19 protein-coding genes and 2 pseudogenes are annotated in these 19,179 nt (G+C 44.9%); 16 read left to right on the top strand and 5 right to left on the bottom strand.

Going from position 1 to position 19,179, the window contains the following annotated elements:
- Positions 1–30 precede the first annotated feature (30 nt).
- Positions 31–903, top strand: a complete 873-nt coding sequence (locus M1E93_RS03665) for a ParA family protein (protein ID WP_000196965.1) — start codon at positions 31–33, stop codon at positions 901–903.
- Positions 904–980: 77 nt separating this feature from the next.
- On the opposite strand, the gene M1E93_RS03660 is transcribed toward M1E93_RS03665, so the two are convergent.
- Entirely contained in the window at positions 981–1,412 is a 432-nt protein-coding gene (locus M1E93_RS03660) for a hypothetical protein (protein ID WP_001095747.1), read from the bottom strand.
- A 211-nt stretch (positions 1,413–1,623) separates the two neighbouring features.
- Between M1E93_RS03660 and dnaB-PI the strand changes: the two genes are divergently transcribed.
- From dnaB-PI to M1E93_RS03635, 5 genes are all read left to right on the top strand, one after another.
- Complete coding sequence (gene dnaB-PI / locus M1E93_RS03655; protein WP_426207104.1) at positions 1,624–2,976, top strand: SPI-7-type island replicative DNA helicase; 1,353 nt, start codon at positions 1,624–1,626, stop codon at positions 2,974–2,976.
- 14 nt (positions 2,977–2,990) lie between these two features.
- Positions 2,991–4,640: a ParB family protein gene (locus M1E93_RS03650; protein ID WP_000845359.1), complete on the top strand. Its 1,650-nt coding sequence runs from the start codon at positions 2,991–2,993 to the stop codon at positions 4,638–4,640.
- A 524-nt stretch (positions 4,641–5,164) separates the two neighbouring features.
- Positions 5,165–5,755: a DUF2857 domain-containing protein gene (locus M1E93_RS03645; protein ID WP_000235333.1), complete on the top strand. Its 591-nt coding sequence runs from the start codon at positions 5,165–5,167 to the stop codon at positions 5,753–5,755.
- A complete protein-coding gene (locus tag M1E93_RS03640) occupies positions 5,745–6,029 on the top strand; it encodes a hypothetical protein (RefSeq protein WP_004239737.1) in 285 nt (94 codons plus the stop codon). The genes M1E93_RS03645 and M1E93_RS03640 overlap by 11 nt, the downstream gene beginning before the upstream one ends.
- A gap of 126 nt (positions 6,030–6,155) precedes the next feature.
- The gene (locus tag M1E93_RS03635) at positions 6,156–7,451 is read left to right on the top strand and encodes an STY4528 family pathogenicity island replication protein (RefSeq protein WP_004239736.1); all 1,296 of its coding nucleotides are present in this window, start codon (positions 6,156–6,158) and stop codon (positions 7,449–7,451) included.
- A 285-nt stretch (positions 7,452–7,736) separates the two neighbouring features.
- On the opposite strand, the gene M1E93_RS03630 is transcribed toward M1E93_RS03635, so the two are convergent.
- On the bottom strand, positions 7,737–8,255 hold the full coding sequence (locus M1E93_RS03630) for a ClbS/DfsB family four-helix bundle protein (RefSeq protein WP_000115888.1): 519 nt from the start codon (positions 8,253–8,255) through the stop codon (positions 7,737–7,739).
- 282 nt (positions 8,256–8,537) lie between these two features.
- On the opposite strand from M1E93_RS03630, the gene M1E93_RS03625 reads away from it, so the two are divergent.
- The 6 genes from M1E93_RS03625 (at position 8,538) to M1E93_RS03600 (ending at position 14,984) form a co-directional block, all read left to right on the top strand.
- Positions 8,538–9,242, top strand: a complete 705-nt coding sequence (locus tag M1E93_RS03625) for a PFL_4669 family integrating conjugative element protein (protein WP_000437242.1) — start codon at positions 8,538–8,540, stop codon at positions 9,240–9,242.
- Between the two features lie 47 nt (positions 9,243–9,289).
- The gene (locus M1E93_RS03620; RefSeq protein ID WP_004239735.1) at positions 9,290–9,826 is read left to right on the top strand and encodes a hypothetical protein; all 537 of its coding nucleotides are present in this window, start codon (positions 9,290–9,292) and stop codon (positions 9,824–9,826) included.
- A gap of 9 nt (positions 9,827–9,835) precedes the next feature.
- Positions 9,836–11,890 (top strand): DNA topoisomerase III, encoded by a 2,055-nt coding sequence (locus tag M1E93_RS03615; RefSeq protein WP_004239734.1) that lies wholly within the window; start codon positions 9,836–9,838, stop codon positions 11,888–11,890.
- An 883-nt stretch (positions 11,891–12,773) separates the two neighbouring features.
- A complete protein-coding gene (locus M1E93_RS03610; RefSeq protein WP_000202155.1) occupies positions 12,774–13,241 on the top strand; it encodes an STY4534 family ICE replication protein in 468 nt (155 codons plus the stop codon).
- 20 nt (positions 13,242–13,261) lie between these two features.
- Positions 13,262–14,209, top strand: a complete 948-nt coding sequence (locus tag M1E93_RS03605; RefSeq protein WP_004239733.1) for an Rpn family recombination-promoting nuclease/putative transposase — start codon at positions 13,262–13,264, stop codon at positions 14,207–14,209.
- A 541-nt stretch (positions 14,210–14,750) separates the two neighbouring features.
- Positions 14,751–14,984 (top strand): hypothetical protein, encoded by a 234-nt coding sequence (locus M1E93_RS03600; protein WP_225373904.1) that lies wholly within the window; start codon positions 14,751–14,753, stop codon positions 14,982–14,984.
- Between the two features lie 14 nt (positions 14,985–14,998).
- Here M1E93_RS03600 and M1E93_RS03595 read toward each other — a convergent pair whose 3' ends face one another.
- Together M1E93_RS03595 and speFL are read right to left on the bottom strand one after the other, a co-directional pair.
- Entirely contained in the window at positions 14,999–15,310 is a 312-nt protein-coding gene (locus tag M1E93_RS03595) for an Orn/Lys/Arg decarboxylase N-terminal domain-containing protein (protein ID WP_004239731.1), read from the bottom strand.
- 314 nt (positions 15,311–15,624) lie between these two features.
- Complete coding sequence (speFL, locus tag M1E93_RS03590) at positions 15,625–15,702, bottom strand: leader peptide SpeFL (protein ID WP_223310125.1); 78 nt, start codon at positions 15,700–15,702, stop codon at positions 15,625–15,627.
- 824 nt (positions 15,703–16,526) lie between these two features.
- Between speFL and M1E93_RS03585 the strand changes: the two genes are divergently transcribed.
- The 4 genes and pseudogenes from M1E93_RS03585 to M1E93_RS03570 form a co-directional block, all read left to right on the top strand.
- Positions 16,527–16,937, top strand: a complete 411-nt coding sequence (locus M1E93_RS03585; RefSeq protein WP_000669584.1) for a fimbrial protein — start codon at positions 16,527–16,529, stop codon at positions 16,935–16,937.
- Between the two features lie 174 nt (positions 16,938–17,111).
- The gene (locus tag M1E93_RS03580) at positions 17,112–17,735 is read left to right on the top strand and encodes a fimbrial biogenesis chaperone (RefSeq protein ID WP_081355108.1); all 624 of its coding nucleotides are present in this window, start codon (positions 17,112–17,114) and stop codon (positions 17,733–17,735) included.
- Between the two features lie 83 nt (positions 17,736–17,818).
- Positions 17,819–18,037: a FimD/PapC N-terminal domain-containing protein gene (locus M1E93_RS03575; RefSeq protein WP_071550302.1), complete on the top strand. Its 219-nt coding sequence runs from the start codon at positions 17,819–17,821 to the stop codon at positions 18,035–18,037.
- Positions 17,976–18,179 (top strand): annotated as a pseudogene (locus tag M1E93_RS03570) (DUF417 family protein); the annotation flags it as partial. The gene M1E93_RS03575 and the pseudogene M1E93_RS03570, both read left to right, overlap by 62 nt.
- A gap of 664 nt (positions 18,180–18,843) precedes the next feature.
- Here the strand turns inward: M1E93_RS03570 and M1E93_RS03565 are convergent.
- A pseudogene (locus M1E93_RS03565) lies at positions 18,844–19,119 on the bottom strand (DDE-type integrase/transposase/recombinase); the annotation flags it as partial.
- Positions 19,120–19,179: the final 60 nt, after the last annotated feature.

Raw genomic sequence — 19,179 nt, 5'->3', positions numbered from 1 at the left:
CTTCTCACCCAGAGTATGCTGAGTGAGAAAATGACCAGAATTGTTCCAATTATATCAACAAAAGGCGGAGCCGGAAAGTCAACCAAAGCCAGCAATATTGCGGGTTTTTGTGCTGATGCAGGGTTAAAAACCCTGTTGATCGACGGCGATCATTCCCAGCCGACAGCCAGCAGTCTGTTTAAACTTGAATATGAAGCACCAAACGGCTTGTTTGAGTTGTTAATGCAACTGACCGATCTTTCCCGGCCGGATACCATCATATCACGCTCCGTTATCCCTAATCTGGATATCATCATTTCTAACGATCCGCATGATCGTCTCCCTGCGGCTATATTGCATGCACCTGACGGCAGAATGCGTCTGCGTAATATTCTGCAACATCCGTTATTCGCTTCTTACGATGTTATTATCATTGATTCAAAAGGCGCGGCTTCGGTGATGCTGGAAACCATTTTGTTAGCTGCCACCGATTATGCTGTCGGGATAATCAAACCTATTTTGCCGGATACGCGTGAATTTTTACGGGGAACACTGGGATTAATCGGCGGGCTGGTGCCGCTGACGGCTTACGGAATTCCCCTGCCGGCAATACGTATTCTTGCTAATTGTGTTGAAGATACGGTGTTAGATCGTGCAACACTGACTGAATTAACTCAGATTATTGACCAAAAAGCGTACCCCTTTGCGGAGTCGATTTCTCTTTCGTTACTGAAAACCGCTGTTCCCAAACTGGAAATATTTAAAAATGGTCATGCACAGGGACAACCGGTGCATCGTCTGGAATACCGGACTCAGCGTAAAACACCGGCAGCCGCAGTCATTATGCATCATCTTGTTTCAGAGCTGTTTCCGGAATGGAAAACCCGTTTTGATGATGTGCTGAAACGGGAGGTGCGTCCATGAATATCAAGGTATTCTCCTGTTTTTTCCCGTTCAGTCTAACCGTGGACTGGCAGCAGATACTGCCAGCCCGATCAGAATTAATGTATTTCCCGGAAAGGATCGTCAAGAGAGTCCGGGCGTTTTTCGACTCTGCGCAAAAAGTCTTTTGCCCCTCTACGAGCTTTGAATGTGCCCCACTCTTCAGTCAGCGCCAGATGTATCTGTTCTGTTGTCATGCCTGCCACCTGAGCTGCCGGCAGGTTATCGCGAAGAATAAGATAGCTGTGAATAGCATTCAGGGGAGTGATATCGGGATTCAGCATTTTCCAGCCATACATTTCAGCCAGCCAGTCACCCAGCCATTGCAGGCGGAACAGACTCTGGCGGGAATTGCTTTCTTCAGTCATTTTCATGGTCATACTCCGGAAGGTTTTGACATACAAGTCAAAACGGGCTTCGCCCGTATCGGTGTTGTTGTCAAAAATGCCAATGTAATCAATGTCGGACGGCAGTTGATAGTTTGTATTCATAAATGTTCCTTTAGGTGTGTTATGGATAAAAATAGGCTGCCTGTACGTTCAGACCGGGGTCGCCAAACTTACCGGTCCGAAAATAGTCGGGCAGTCACAGGGAGCTTATCTCTGACGACTGTTCGTCCGACACCAACAATTCATATTCCAAAAAAAATAATTTATTTACACGGTGGGAACAGGGCATTTCGGATTAACGGAGGGCTTTTCAATGCATAAAAAGTCTTCTTCTGCTGTATTACCTGAAACTCTGTACTCACCGGAGGCGGAGCAGAGCGTGCTGGGCGGGCTGATGCTGGATAATGACCGCTGGGATGAAGTGGCGCCGTTATTACAGGCGGAGGATTTTTGTTCCAGAGCGCATCAGGAAATCTGGAAGAAAATGGCCGCCCTGTGTCAGATAAACAGCCCGATAGATTTAATCACCCTCAGTGATGTACTGGAAAAAGACGGCGTGCTTGAGCGGGTGGGGGGCTTTGCTTATCTGGCGGAATTATCCAAAAACACCCCCAGTGCGGCCAATATTGTCCGCTATGCGGAGATTGTCGTGGATCGCAGCCGTGCCCGTGGTCTGATGATGCTCGGGAATCTGCTGGCCACCCAGAGTGTGGCGGCTCAGGCAAATATACCGGCGTTATGTGAGCAGGCTGAACAGCGGCTGTTTCAGCTGTCAGAAAAAGGGCTGCCCGCTTATTCCCCGTCGTTGCTCGATATTTTAAATAATGTTGTTCAGCATCTGGAGGAGGCATTAAGTGCAAAAGGGATAACCGGTACGCCAACGGGGTTCAGTGAGCTGGATGAAAAAACCTGTGGTTTGCAGGCAGGCGATTTGGTGTTACTGGGCGCACGGCCATCGATGGGGAAAACGGCACTGGCGCTGACCGTTGCACAGAATGCCCTGCGTCTGGCAGAAAAACCGGTCTTTTTTTTCAGTCTGGAAATGCCGGCGGAACAAATCATGCAGCGCTTACTCAGTGATTTGGGCAATGTCTCACTGACGGCTATCCGCAGTGCGCCTCTGGAAGAAAATGACTGGGAGTGTCTTGGTGGTGCCATGTCACAGATTGCCGAATGGGGGGAGCGTCTGGTGATTGATGATACCAGTAATATGACACCTTCCCTGTTACGTGCCCGGGCACGGCGTTACCGCCGTAAAGTGGGTACGCCGGGACTGATTATTGTGGATTACCTTCAACTGATGCGCAGTCCTGAACAGGAAAACCGGACGCAGGAAATCAGTGAAATTTCCCGTAGTCTGAAAGCACTGGCGAAAGAACTCGGGTGTCCGGTGGTGGCCCTTTCCCAGCTAAACCGGCAACTGGAGCAACGTGCAGATAAGCGCCCGACAAACGGGGATTTACGGGATTCCGGCTCGCTGGAACAGGATGCGGATTTGATTTTATTTTTGTACCGCGATGAGGTGTATCACGAACACTCACCGGACAAAGGTGTGGCAGAAATTATCATCGGTAAGCAACGACAGGGACCGCTGGGGACGGTGAAAGTGCAGTTTAACGGGATGTATACCCGGTTCAGTGATTTTCCTCAGGGATATTATTTTTAAGGGAGAGGCGAAGAATGAAAACAGATTTACAGCATAAACTCAGTCAGGCGCTTCTCAGAGGAAATCCTGTCAGTTCCCCGTTATCCGATAATGCCCACGTCAATCCGGTGTCTGAAATGCCGATGATATTAACACTTGAGCAACTTCAGCCAAATCCGGATAACCCACGTCAGGGCAGAAACCCGCGTTATGAGGAAATCAAGAGTTCCATTCGGGCACGCGGACTGGACAGTGTCCCTAAAGTCACCAAAGCACCGGGGAGTGAGTTTTATATCTTCAGTGACGGCGGAAATACGCGCTATCAGATCCTCTCTGAGTTGTGGCAGGAGACACAGGATGAGCGTTTCTTCCGCCTTCATGTGTTATTTAAACCCTGGCCGGGGCGTTTGCAGTGTTTGATTGGCCATCTGGCGGAGAATGAAGTCAGAGGGGAGTTAACGTTTCTGGAAAAAGCACAAGGGATTTGTGTGGCGCGTTCTCTGTATGAGGAAACGCTGGGGAAAAAATTATCACTCCGGGCATTCGCTCAGCGCATGACGGCGGACGGATTACCTGTCAGCATTTCACACATCAGTAAGATGGAAGATACTGTTTCTGTTTTATTACCTTATATGCCCCGTTTACTGGAAAACGGGCTGGGAAGACCCCAAATTGAGCAATTATTGTCCGTGCGTTCGACATTAAAACGGGTAGCGGATTCGTTTCTTTTTCAGTATGACGGGCCGGATCCAGCCTGTGATTTTCTGGGATGTTTTGAAAGGACATGCACAGAAATAGATAACCATGATGTTTTTGATTATGACGTGTTTCTGGATGAACTGATTGGCCGGCTACTGAGGGAGTGTTCTGTTGCCGGTGTGGATTATGAACGTTGGGTATTTGAATTGAAGGTCAATAAAGGCAGACGCAGCACAAAGCCGGAATTGCCTGCGCCGGTGGAGAGTGAGGGTGATACAACAACCGCGCATTCAGAAACCGTACCTACCGGTATGACCTCCGGTTTTTCGGCAGAGGATTTGTTAACGGAGCCCCTATCTTCTGGTTCAGGTCAGGAGGCTTCAGTATCTCCTGTCGTTGAAAAGAAAAAATCCCGTCCGGTTGTGGAGATCCAGACGGATTTATACGGCGGGGCACCTGTGCTGAGCGGGGATACCGACGAGGCGGATATTGAGCCTGTCGATGGCGGAAGTCTGTTTGTCACGAATAACCCGGAGCATGTCACACCGGTGGAGGCGCCCGTCTCCGGTCATGCGGTGACGGCACTGACGTGTCAGGATCTCTGGCCGGTGGCATCACATCTGGATGATATTGAACATCTTCAGACGCAAATTTACCGTACTTTGTTTGAATTAGGGAATGAGCTGGATTTATCTTCCGCCTTTATGGCGGCTTCCGGGGTGCATTCTCCGGGATTTATTACGTTGTCAGCACATTCGGTGCTGGGGCGTGTGATGACGGTTTTCTCAGAACCTGATGAGTCCCATGATGATATTCCGGATGCCCTCAGAGCCCTGCTGACGGGGGGATATCAGCCCGGTATGTCGCCGGTATTGAATGATACCCAGTTTATGACATGGATGAAACTGATGTACTTGTTGCGTTGTTTGTATGCCAAACAAAGAGATGTTGATCCGGATGTGAATGATGAAGAGGAATGGGAATAAAAGCACCGCCTTATCGCCGGAGGCGCTGGCGTGTTATCTGCCCCTGAACCGGGGGCGGGCAAAGACCGGTTATGAGCAGGAAGTGATACAGCGCCTGATGGATATCTGCCGGTTATTCCGGGCCGGGAGCCGGAAATATGAGCATGATAAGGTTTTCCGGTTTTCTGTCCGTCCACCGGAAAATCAGGATGCGGACTGGTGGCGGTTGGTGTTGTTCAGTGCGGAAATTTGCCGTTGCCGTTATGCACTGCGGAAAACCGGGACCGCCGGAGAACCTTATATTGAGGTGTGTTTTACCGGTAAAGGCCGGCAGGCTGAATTGTCTGCGGAATTACTGGGATTTATATGGTCCCGGTATTATCAGAGCCGGCGCCGGGCGTGGCGAAAATATATGCGCACCATGAGACAAAAAGCAGGGGCAGAAGTATTGCTTTCAAATAAAGCCCGTGAGTTATGGCACCGGAATTACGTGTTACAGTGGATACTTACACTCTGGCAGGCTTTCAATAATACAGGAGGCTGTAATGGCGACTCAATTAGCACAGGCAGGGAATCATCTGCTGACAGAACTGGTGATGGAAATAAAAAGCGGAAATCTGCGGCGTTGTGAGGCGCTGGGACTGACGGACAATGAGATCCGGTTACTGAACAGTTTAACCATTGAAGATCTGCATTATCTTTCTCAAAGTCCGGTCTCCATTATTACCTGCCAGATCCACCGGGAGAATTTACGGTTATTACTGACCCGGGCAAAAGAAGTTCACCGTCAAAATCAGATGATTGAACGCTGTCTGAGACTGGGGGCATCCATCGATTTGCTGAATCAGTATTTTGGCATGACGTCACTGGAGGTGTCAGCCCGTCGGCGTTTGTCCGGGATCCGGGGAAATGCTGGCCGTTCACAGCGGCTGTCAGATGTGCAGCAAACGGAATTATGGTATCGCTGGAAAGAGGAGGGCATGCCGGAGCCGGATGATCCGGATTGTCTTCAGATCATGGTGTCCTGTGCCGAAAAAATGAATGTCTCTCTGACCACGGTATGGAATTCGGTTCAGGAATGGCACCGGGACGGCATACTGAATTCAGCTGACAGGGGGAAATATCATGCCGGATAACAGGAATATCAGTCATCATCAATCCGCCCGGATATTTCCGGAATGTGTCACGCCTGTTCCGGAGCATATTCAGCGGAAGGCAAACGGGTTATTGCTACGTTATTTTTCGGGAGAACGACTTTGTAAAAAAGTGAAATGCGGTGGAAAAAAGGGCGGTGTTTACCCGGTATTGAAAATTGATATTGGTGCATTCTGGCGTCTGCTCAGTATGGACCAGGGGCAAAGCTGGAAGCTGATGAGCCATGAACGTTATAACAAGATGATTAGCCGGTAAGGGCAGAATATTCAACATCATGATCCTCAGTATATTGAGACTGCCTCTTTACGGTGCGGTATTTTCACCGGAGGAGGCAGCTATAAGTGTATTCAGGCATGAAATTATTTTTGTGTGGGGCATAAGATGCAATTTCCTCCGGACAGTATTATTCAGTTTTCATTAGAAAAAATGCGGCAGCAACTGCATCACCGGCAACACAGCCAGCCCGGCACGGCACTGCGCAGTGGATTGATTTACGCCGGCAATGTTCATGATGCAATCCCCCGGCAATTATTGCTGGAATCCCGACTTTCCCCGGTTGATAAACTGACCTGGATGATGATCCGCCTTCATGCTCAGCAAAATGAGGGGGCCGTATTTCCGACCTATGATGACTTACAACTCCAGTTAGCCACACCCCACAGCGATAAAGCCTCGCGGGAAACGGTCAGCAGGGCACTGTTAATGCTGAGGCTGACGGGCTGGCTCAGTTTATGCCATCGGGTCAGGGATAAACGGGGGCGTATCAGAGGAAATATCTATATGTTACATGATGAGCCGGTGAATGCATTTGATGCAGAGACATTAGATCCACGCTGGATGGATGTACTGGAAAAAAGTTGTTATCACAAAAATAAGAGTGTGCGGTGCGTGGCCCGCGCTGCGCTGACTGCCCTGAAAACCGAGCCGTCAATGCGACATCAGCATACCAGAATGCAACTCATTGAGCAGCGGCTTGAAAGTCTTCAGACACCGGAAGCGCTGGCAGACAGGCAACGCCGGATACTCAATGGGCAGACGGCACAACTTCATCCGGGTAAACATAAAAAAAATCGAGCCCAGTGTAAAACACCGGATTTGAAAATCGAACTCAGGGAAAAAAATGATGAAAAAAAACCGGGTACGAAAATCGAACTGAGTACACAAACCCAGTCTGATTCAGGGGTACGAAAATCGAACTGTTACGTACGTAATACTTTTACACAGAGTGTAAAAAATACGTACGTAGATCAGGGAGAGCAATATTTATCGGGTACTCAGGTGCAGGGGCTGCATCAGTGGATTGATGAGAATGATCGGCAGATGCTGGAAAAACAGTTACAGGCGTTGCCGGAAGAAGCCGCAATATCGATTGTGCAGCAACTGACACAGGGGGTGAGGACAGGAAGTGTACGTAATCCGGTGGGGTATGCCTTGCAGCTATTAAAGGCAGCCCGTGAAGGGCGATATCACTCCGTTTCCCCAGCAGAAACGGGGATGAAAAGTGCGTCTTTACAGAAAATGTCAGGTACTCCGGATGTATCACAGCACACGCAAACCAAACCGGAGAGAACGGAGAGAAGTAAGGCGTCTCAGGGGGGGATGGGTGCCCCTGATATTGCACGTCAGTACCTTCAGCGTTTTCGCCGTACGCTCATAGGGATATCCAATGAGCAATGAAGGCGTATTCAATAAATCACCCGTGTTTCCACTGGAAACAGTGCTCAAAACTTAACCGGTGTTTCCACTGGAAACAGTGCTCAAAACTTAACCGGTGTTTCCACTGGAAACAGTGTTTAAAAATTGGGTTTTTCTTATCCGGGTAGGAAGGTCCGGAACGCGATATTTCGCTTTCCGTAACGAAATCTGCATCATCGAGAGTAAAGAATTTAACAAGCTATGGAGCAGTCTGGTTAACGATATGGGCATAGAGATATTTTCGTACATATAATTTCACTCTGATATTTACTTTAAACTGATCTTATTGTTTTTTGCCCACTTTCTTAATCTTCCATTAGCGTTGGCGTAAGGCGAAGATGTGTTAAATGAGATCATTCTCCCCATCGTCCATTTTGTGTACCATAGTCTTCCATACAAAATATCATCGGTACGCTCATCAATAAGTTTCACAACTTCATTTTTTACAGCCTGAAGTTCAGCTACTAACAATTCATAACTTAACTCACTGTAATCTGAGTAAAATTTTTGAGCAAGAAGACTAAGTTGATTCCATTTATAGCCAGTTTCCGGAAAATCGACAGGCAGACCTTTAGCATCAAAAGTGATCCACTTTACAACAAGAGCATTCCATCCAAGCAGATATGAAACAAGGTCATGAACACTTATCTTCGTTCCTTTGGCGTGTCCATCCATTGAGTTATCTGAAGTCATTTCTGGCGGGATTGCGTTGAGGTAACTAATTAATTTACTAAAACTTTTATCAATAGCTAAAAGCAGCTCAGCTTTTGTTTGTGGCACACTCATGAAGAATTTCCTCTTATTTAAAATAAGACACCATAAATGCATTGTATGGTGTTTATAAATCAATTAGGTACTGTACTACTCCCCTTACAACAGAGGAAGACCCTTAACTATTTACTGATGTTTCCGGTGGAAACAATGCTCAAAGGTTAACCTGCATTTCAGTAGGATGACGAGTAACGCTACGTTTTTATAATAAATTATTTTTTTCAATTTGAATTTATCGTTGGCATAGGGGGTTGACATTTGTACGGTATGTCAATTTCTCAAAGCAAGGGTATTGTTATGGAACAAAATAAACATTCTCAACAGTTACTTCAGGCTGGCCCTTTAAAGTCAACATTAACACTGAAACTCCATACCAGTTATGCAATCCGGCTATGGGAAGGGCGGGTTGTACCCAACTCTCAGAATGACGGTGACGAAAAAAAGCGTAAATGGATGATCCCCAGTCTTCCGATGTTTATTTCCCGGGCGGGTCATATTACTGATGATGCAAAGAAGGGATACTTATATGCAGAAATGTGGCTGTATCAGCTTGAGCAGGCACTGGAGCAAGGGACTCGGACTATTCAGAAATTACTTTCAGAGGTTGAACAACAATTAGTTCAGTTACCTGCGGTTGCGGTTATTTCGGATATCTCATCAACATCTCCTGTTGACCTGGCGATATTCAGTAAATCTCCTGTTGGTTATAAATGTGTCTGGTTACTCGTCGGGGTTGATCAACTTGCTTTGCGTGTATTGCAGGGAGAGCATTATGGTTTTATTTCCCGTCAGCAACGTGACAAGGTCCTTAAATTAGCGGGCTATCAGGTTCGTCATGTGACAGGGATGGCCGTAAACTACCGGAAATATGAGCTCACCCGTCATAACCTTGATTTAAACAGTGAAACTTATCAACAGGCTTCCCGTTATTTAGGTGAAATTGATCCGGATATCATTTCAGGAAGAAAACGTGCGTCATTTTTACCGTCTTTAAAAAAATAACGAATGTTATTTATATTGGGTTAATTATTTAATAATAAGGAGCTGCAATGAAAAAAAGCGGATTGCTTACCTTATGCTTTTCTTTATGGCTTTTGACCGGATGCTCTGCACAGGAAATCGCAGAATGGAATCAGAAAATCAGTGACCTGGGGCATCAGGTCAGTCATACCATGAATGGTGGTATGCAGAAACGGGAACAACGGGAGTATGACGTGGTTATCCCTGTTGATATTGATACAGCCGCAGCCCGTCTGCGCCGTTATTATGGTTTTGAGGATGTGAATGCCAAAATCCGTGCTCTGTGTCAGTCAGGTAAAGAAAGTGATCAATGGGCCGCCACGGCTATTGCAGAAGAAAGCCGGGGCTGGGAATGGGAAGTGACGCCGGGAAGTTATTATAAAATGGGGGCGGATATGGGAAAACGTAACCCGCCGGCACATATCGTCATCGAACTGGAAAAAAATGGTTCGGGAACACACATGTATATCACTTACAGCGCTTCGTACAGTGATACCCTGACTCCGGAGTTTGTTCAGGAAATATTTAAAACCGCGAATGACGTTGCAGCCGGAAAAAGGAGGTAGAACAGGGTAATGAAATTATTTCTGTGCGAAAAGCCGTCTCAGGCCAAAGATATTGCCCGGGTGATCGGCGCTCATCAGCGGCGGGATAATTTTTTTCAGGGAAATGGCGTTCAGGTCGCCTGGGCAAGAGGTCATCTGCTGGAGCAGGCTGAACCGGAGGCTTATGGCGCACAGTTTGCGGCCCCCTGGCGGCAGAGTGCCTTACCCGTTATTCCTGAACAGTGGAAAATGGTGGTTAAAAAAGACGCGGTTTCGTTGTTTCAGACCATAAAACAGTTGCTCAGTCAGGCGACGGAAGTGGTGATTGCCACGGATGCGGACAGGGAAGGGGAAGTGATTGCCCGTGAATTACTGGAGGCCTGTCATTACCGGAAAAAGGTACAACGTTTATGGTTGTCTGCACTGGATGAGGCGAGTATCAGGCAGGCATTAAATAACCTGTTACCCGGCGAGAAAACGGCCTCTTTATATTCAGCGGGATTAGGGCGGGCCAGAGCAGACTGGCTTATCGGTATGAACATGACGCGTCTGTTTACCCTCAAAGCCCGGGAACTGGGGTTTGGTGGGATATTGTCGGTCGGACGTGTCCAGACGCCGACACTGGCCCTGATTGTCCGGCGGGAAAGAGAAATTACGCACTTTGTTTCCAAACCCTTCTGGCGGGTGACCGCCTCGTTGCAGCATCAGGGGATCATTTTTCAGGCTCACTGGCGACCTGCCTCGCAGTATTGTGATGATGAACATCGTTGTATTCACGTTCAGGCCGCTCAGGCCGTAGAGCAACTGTGCCGGCAGGCAGGGAAAGCGACGGTGTGTACAGTGAATGAAACGAAAGGAAAAGCCTTGCCGCCGTTGCCGTTTGATCTCGGGACACTTCAGCAGGCGGCCTCAAGGCGTTGGGGGTATTCTGCGGATAAAGTGCTTGAAATCGCACAAAGTCTGTATGAAAAACATAAGGCCACCACGTATCCCCGGACGGACTGCGGGTATCTGCCGGTGTCCATGCGTGCCGACATACCGGTTGTTTTAGATGCATTATCACAAAGCGATCCGGCCTTACAGAATGTGCTGGCACAATTGCAGCCGGCGCGAATTTCCCGGGTCTGGAATGATGCAAAAATTACGGCTCACCATGCGATTATACCGACCCGGCAGACACCTGATTTGAACGCCATGAATGAGGCTGAACTGAATGTCTATAAACTTATCCGTGCCCATTATCTGGCGCAGTTTTTGCCGGATCAGGAATGGGATGCAACAGAGGTGTTTTTAGATATAGGCGGACAACAATTTGTTGCCAAAGGGAAAGTCGAAAGAGTGAAGGGCTGGTCTGTATTATTTGTGAAACATGAAGACGATCCGCCAGTAAAAGAAGAGGCAGAAACCGGGCTGGAAGCCGGAACAGAAACATTGCCGTCCCTTCACGAAGGTGAATTCTGTGTGGTACAGGAGGCAAAGGTTGTACAACTGGCGACCTCACCACCGAAACCGTATACGGATGGTACATTGATTGCGGCCATGAAGAATGCGTCCTCCTTTATTACCGATCCGACATTAAAAAAAGTCCTGAAAGAGAATGCGGGGCTGGGGACAGAGGCAACCCGGGCAGGGATCATCACCACGCTGGAAAACAGGAAATTGATTGTCAGGCAGAAAAAAACACTCCGGGCGACAGACACCGGTTGTCAGCTGATTGATGCCCTGCCGGCAGCCTGTACAGATCCGGGAATGACGGCGTTATGGGAACAATCACTCGAGCAGGTTGCACAGGGAAATCTGTCTCTGGATGTGTTTATGCAAAAGCAAATCAGCTGGTTGGCACATCTCATTAAAAAAGGCGGGGAAATGCCGCTGGCGCTGGATCTGCCACCGATGCCATCCTGCCCGTCGTGTCATGGAAAGATGGTCTTACGGGAGAGCAGTAAAGGCCGTTTCTGGAGTTGTCAGCGTTATCCGGATTGTAAAGGGAGTGTACCATTACCGGAAAAAATGCAGGGGGTTACCCGGGGGATGAATAAAAGAAAGAAGGCCGTGAAGAAGAGCATAACAGGACTCTTTACCTGAGTGATAATTACCGTTAGCATAGCTGACGCTAGGGAAAAGCCCCCCGTCATTGCGGCAAAGCCGTAGCGGAACAACTGCGGTGGCGACAATGAGAAAGTCTGTCTGTCAGCAGGACAGACTTTAAGGCGCATCAACCTCATGAAAACCGCGCCGGAGCTGGTTGAACTCCTGAGGTTCTTTTTAACATCACAGAGTGGGCGGCACTGTCAGGCGTTATTAACCGTAACGCCTTTTTTATTTGACAAAAAAGTTATTCATCCATGTGACTGAGTACCTGAATCACCCAGTCCGGGCAGGGCCGGGCGCTGTTTTTTTCCGGTGGGCATAACCAGGATTTTACCGCCCTGACAGAACAGGGCCTGCCTGTTGTCTGCTGAATGAGTTGAGCCAGGTCTTTTTGTGTCAGATGATGTTGCTGTAACCAGACTTTCAGTTTGTTTCTGTTATCCATTTTATTCTTCTGTGTTTATCCTTTTCTCTCTGAACTGCTTTTTTACTTGACAAATAAAAAAAGCAGATTAATCCTTATTCTGCTTATACCGTTGCTTAATGCAACATTGCCAATGCTTCAGTTGTCTGAGAGAAGCGCCTACGGGTGACAACGATGCCAATGTTCCGGCAATCTGAGAGGAACGCCTACGGGTGATTGCCACTGCCAATCCTCGGGTCATCTGAGACGGGAGCCTACGGGCGATGACAGAACTCCGTTCGTCCTTGAAATTGACGGAGGGTGATAACAGAATAGCGTTATCATCAGGATCATCTTATACAACGCAAGTCGTCAGTTCGGGAGCGTTCCTGTTACTGACCCCGGTGGGAAACACGTTCCTGCCGAGACGATGTTTCTCATTTTTTTACCTTTTTTATCCGATGGAGAAACATCATGACCAGCAAAAATAATACAACATCTGAAAATAAATACTTTAATCTGCATGTGAACGGGATTGGGTATTTATCGAATATCCGTCAGGTTAACGGCCCTAAAGGGCAGTTTTTAACCGCAGTGATTAATGCACTCAGTGGACCGGCTGATAACCCTGTGTATGTTCGTTTTGATACGACCGTTGTCGGGGAGAATACGGTCTCACTGGTCAGACGGTGTATCAAAGCGGTGGATGAGGACAAAAAAGTCCTAACCGGGTTTACATTAAGTAACCTGGCTTCCGATATTTTCACCCTGACAAAAGGTGAGCATGCCGGAGAACAGCGGGTCAGCCTGAAAGCCAGGCTGCTGAATATTGACTGGATTAAAATCGGTAAAGAAGTGGTATATAAAGCCGAGAAACACCAGTCAACACCACCAGAGACTGAACAGCCGGTATCCAGAGAGTATGTGGCTGATTCTTTTTAGTCATTAATAAGGAGTTTGCTGTGACTAAAAATACACAACAACCGGTACATGATGCGTTATTCAAGCAGTTTTTAACGCATCCTGAGAATGCCCGGGATTTTTTCTCGGTGCATTTGCCGGCCAACATCCTGCCTTTGTGCGATTTAAGTACACTGCGCCTGGAGCCGGCCAGTTTTGTGGAGCGCCGTTTACGTCAGCTGCATTCGGATGTGCTGTATTCCGTGCAGATGACGGAAGGGGAAGGGTATATCTACTGCCTGATCGAGCACCAGTCAAAACCGGATCGGTTAATGGGTTTTCGTCTGATGCATTATGCGATGTCAGCGATAGCGCATCATCTGAAAAAATCGCCGGCGGATAAGACCCTGCCGTTGGTGGTGCCGTTTCTGTTTTATCAGGGCAGTGTTTGTCCTTATCCGTACAGCATGAACTGGCTGGACGGGTTCGCCGATCCGGCGCTGGCTCAGCAGCTGTATACCCGGTCGTTTCCGTTAGTGGATTTGAGTGTGCTCAGTGATGAGGAAATCCTGACACACAAGGGTATTGCCCTGCTGGAGCTGGTTCAGAAACATATTCGGACCCGCGACGGTTTAATGGCGGTATTGCCGATAATCGCGCAGATAATTAACTCGCAACACAATACGGTTGACCAGGTGAGGAGTGTGATAGAATATATTGCCTATCAGGGGTATATTCTGGATGAATCCCGCTTTTTCAGCCAATTGATTGCACTGTCACCGGAGTATAAAACGATGCTGACAACGATTGCAGAACAACTTGAGCAAAAAGGTATCGAAAAAGGTATCGAAAAAGGTATCGAAAAAGGTATCGAAAAAGGTATCGAAAAAGGTATTGGCCTGGGTGTTGAAAAAGTCGCCCGCTCATTATTACAACAGGGGGTTGATCTGAACATTATTATGCAATGTACCGGACTGACCCGGGAAAAGATTGAGTCATTAAAACATTAATCTTTTCTGTTTTTACTCTCAAATGCCGGCATGACTGCCGGCATTTTTTATGCCCGCCGTTTTCTTTTTTTTTTCGGAAAACTAATTTCTCATTGAGAGCACTTGCTTTTCTGCGCACAGTGTGCCTGTGACTTTATTTTATTAACACAGGACAGAAAATGCGTATGAAAATTCTCCCGATATGTCTTGCCCTGACCTCACTGCTGTTGGGGGGCTGTGCAGATAAACCCTCCCGGCCTGCTGAACCGGTGGCTGATAGATACCGCGATTCTGGTCAACACCGGTCATGCCCAGCCGGTACTTCCGGACCTTTATCCATCAGCTGGGGCTGGTACAGTTACTGCCGGTGGGCGGACGTTATCAGGGGCGTACGGTGACGTTGCGCCTACCATAAAAGAGATGCCGTGATGAAAAACATAAGATTTGTGGTTTTACTGAGCGGGTGTCTGATGACAGCGCCGCTGACAGCCACACAGTCTGTTTCCGGGGGGCAGATTGGCAGATTGAGGCGGGGAAATCGGCTAAGAGTCAGACTCAGTCATTGCAGTATGAGGCGCAGGAATGGGGACTGAGTGCGGAGGAGTATGCCCGTTTTGAAGCGCTGATGAAAGGGTGGCGCGGTATTCAGTCTCTCGGCCTGGATCCTCTGACGACACTGGGCATTGAGGCCCGGTCAGATGAGGAGCGCTGTCGGCTGGCTGAAAAGTGGGTACAGCAGGAATTTGCCTGGGCAGAAAAAGAGCTGGCGTTTCAGCGGGAAGTGGATGCAGCCTAGAAACGGCTTTATGGTCAGATATTATCGGTCAGTCTGGGAACAGCCGGCTGAATCCGGTCTGTATTCTTTTTATTTAAATCAATTACACCTGTTAATCGATTAATAATATTAGTCGGAATAACTTTATCTTTATTAATAATAGCGAATACAGGCTGTCCAAAGCTATTTTGTTCAATAAAATCGAGCCTTCCATCTTGAATATTATCAAGTGAAATAATAATTGCGGCAATATAAGAGAAGTCAGTATGTAGAATATTAACATATTTACGATGAGTTGAAATAGAGTCAGACATATCATAGCTGACTGCGACTTTATAATTTTTCATTTTTAATTCCTTTTTGGTAAAAAATCTTGCTGAAATATTAAGTGAAAATATTTCATTTATTTATATTTATGTCATCACGGATATAAAATAATGTTATAGGTTGGTGGCTTTTATAATTTTAGTAATCTTTTTTTTAGCAAAATGACTAGGAATAAAAGCTGTTTAGCTGCACATTACTGTGCATAAAAACCAAGGATATGAATGTTCAATAAGAGCTCGTTATAACCACATTAAATGTGATATATAATGATAAAGAGATTGACTATCCATTTGATGAAAATATGCAAACCACGTGATAGAAGCCAATAGAGAGATTATCTTTGAGCGCTGAAAAGATTAAAACTAAAACATGAGAAATGTGAAAGCATCATTATATGTGTAATAAGTTTTATATGTGGTCAAAATCGGTTATTATTTTCTATTTTTGCATTCATTAATTGTTAAGGTATATATAACAACTATAAGTTATATGTAATTAAATATCCGAATTATACTGTGATGCAGATCAAGGTATATCATTTAAAGAATGATTTTTCTTTAATTCATATATTTATTTTTTGTTATTTGTTGTTTTCTTTTTAACAAAAGAATAGGTGATTAATATAGTCGCCAAGTCTATGTTATAAATATTAATACAATGTATTTATGGTGCCTTTCCTATAATTAAAGATTATAAATTATTATCATTAATGGTTGCATTAATATATATTTATTTTCTAAATAATTATTTTAAAGTTTTTTAAATTTGCTTATATAGTCATTAAGATTAATAAAATATACTTTGAAATATATTCTGTATTACCTATTCCCTTCTATATCAATATAAATGAGTTTTACAATCAGTATAAATTGTTAAAAATGATCGTTAAAAACGATTGTTATGTTTATATTGATGGTTTTAATCTATCAAAAAAATACATTATCGATCAATAATAACATATTAACATAATTTATTTTTAGAAAGAAAATTATATCCATTAATTATATTTTAATTACATGAGGTTACATTTTAATAAATAATAAGTTTGTAATTTCAAATAAAGCTTCCGTATTTTTCATGTTGGTGAATGTTATTAATTTTTTATTAAATAATGGCGTTTATATTTAATAATTTTAATAGAGTAGCACCTGTTTTTTATAGTTTTAATATATAAATTAAGGATATAAATACCCTCAATGAAGTTTATAGATTGATTTTTATGTTAGTAACCAAATAATGAAATTTAAAAATAATATTGCTTTAAGTACGGTACTGTCTGTTGCTATTTTTAACTCAGCAATGGCATATGACGGTACAATTAGTCTTACTGGATGCACTACTGGACAAAATGGATCTAGTAATGTGAAAGCTTTTTTTGAACCCGGAGCTAATACTGACTTTAATACGAACAAACTAAAAAATGCAAGCTCTGACGGAGCACAAAATGTTCAAATTCAGTTATTAAATAACGATGGTACTACTGCTATTCAATTAGGGAAAGACTTTGTCGGACAGGATGTCCATTCAGAAGCTATTAATAGTGACGATGAAGCGACACTACGCTATATGGCCCAATATTATGCTACAGGAAAAGCAATTGTAGGGGATGTCATTTCTAGTGTTAATTACACTATTGCCTATGAGTAATAAATAATAATCGTGCGTTTTTATTATCATTATTTACAAGGCAGCTCATCTGCACTGCTTTGTTCGGAGTTTCCATGAAAAAACTTTTCTTTTTCATGATGGCCGGCTTATTTTCTGTGTCAAGTTATGCTAATGTTGGGTACCTGAGTTATTTATCCTGAAAACTAGGAAGGTATTAATATTAAAATTAATAATGATGAATCTACTCCATCTTTAATTCAGTCCTGGATTGATACTGGTGATGCCAGTGTTGCTCCAGACTCAGTCAATGTTCCCTTTATTATTACTCCGCTTATATTTCGTATAGAACCTCACACAGGGCAAACATTACGAATTATGTATACGGGTGAAGCACTGCCTAATGATCGTGAATCAATTTTTTGGCTAAATATACTGGATATTTCAGCTAAACCTAAATTTGAAAATAAAAATAATTTAAATGTAAACTCAAATTATCTTCAACTCCCGATCCATAGTCGCATAAAGCTATTCTATCGTCCAGAAAAACTCACACGTTCTCTCAGTGAGGCCTATAATTCTGTTATATGGCATATTGAAAAACAAGGAGCAAAGGCCTTTCTTTGTGCAGATAATCAAAGTCCTTATTTTATTACTTATAATCATATTACTTTGATTCAGAGCAACTACTCACAATCAATTAATCCAGTAGATATGGTTGCTCCTTATTCTTCAATACGCCTTCCTATACATGGAAATATGTCGGGATATGGAAAAGTGAAGTGGACAGTTGTTAACGATTATGGTGGGCATGAATTAAGTGAGTCAGCTCTGAAATAAGGATAATATTTATGAAATATTGCACTTAAACTGAACATCATTCATTCCTGCCTGCCATATTTATTTCACTGGGAGTTTTTTCCATGGACACAGTGGCTATGGAATATGCTGAATTTGATCCCAGTTTTTTACAGCATACTCAAGGGAAGACGACGTTAGATATTCATCGTTTCAATCAAGGAAATCCAACTCCAGCAGGAAAGTACTATGCTGATGTTTATCTTAATAATAAATGGAAAGGGCTCTGCCTTAGTGTTTCTTACGCCATTTGTCACATTAACATTTTTGGTGTTTACACCTGAAACCTGGGTACATGGAGCAGATGCTCATACTGAGTTTCCTTATCTTTCCGGTGCGGGAAGGTTAGTTCTGAAAGATACTATGATGATAGCAGCAGGATTTGTTGCAATGGTACATTCTGCAAGGTGTATCACTAAAAAGTAGTGAACACTATCATTTATCTGATTTTTATTTTCTAGTATTATATGAGGTTATCGCGTCGTGGAGGGGAACTTTCCCCCTCCACTCCCACGGAGCCGGACGTGGCAGTATCCCGTCATCTGGCTCTTGTAGTTGACTGGTAACATCGCGTACAAATAGTCCAGTGTGCAAACAAACTGAGTTTAACATTCCGGATCCTGTCTAATCATTCATACGCTTGAACCAGACTACCGTGTCCCCTCTTGTATTTACGGGTAACCCATTTAGCAAGGTACAGATCGATATGTCTGGCTATATAATCCATTACTGATTGACAAAAGCGTCCATAGTACAATACCCACGTAGCCTGAGATTGAGCCAACGTACCATTGTATCCAGTGATAACGGTGCTCTGTGGCTTCAATCCTAACCCCGCACTGTCTGACGGATTGCCTCGCAAAAATGGACAATGCCGCTGAGGAACTGGCGTATAGTAATAGAGTCGCTTTATTGTCGAGTTCGGTGACCGCGACCGCTAGGATGGTCACTTTTGAAAAAGGCGTTTACACAGCATGGTAAACGGACTCGAAATTCTCTTACATATACTGAAAATTAATTACAGTAACCTATTCGTTATAACCTGTTTAAACCCACTCCAATTCGTTATTTATCTCACGTCTGATCATGAATATATAAAAATCGCGTATGTACGGTATGTCCGGTTAAAGTATTCAATGAAAGTGTCCTGCGTCGGCTTACCTGGCTGGATAAGATCCCGTTTTACTGCATGTTTTTCTGCCCATTCAGCCAGTATCAGTGAGATAAATTCTGGACCATTATTCATGTGCAGCATGATCGGGTAGCCGCAGTTTGCCGCGATCCTGTCGAGTACACGGATCATTCGCAGATCTGGCAGATTCAGAATGATTTTAATCGACAATGTCTCACGGTTAAAGTCATCAACTTTAACAGTCCGCCCGGTTTCAACCGACTTAATTACGGCGATGATCTGATGCTCAGTAAA

The sequence above is a fragment of the Providencia sp. PROV272 genome (genome assembly GCF_049901975.1).
Lineage (GTDB): Bacteria > Pseudomonadota > Gammaproteobacteria > Enterobacterales > Enterobacteriaceae > Providencia > Providencia stuartii.
This window is presented reverse-complemented; position numbering and strand designations above follow the sequence as displayed.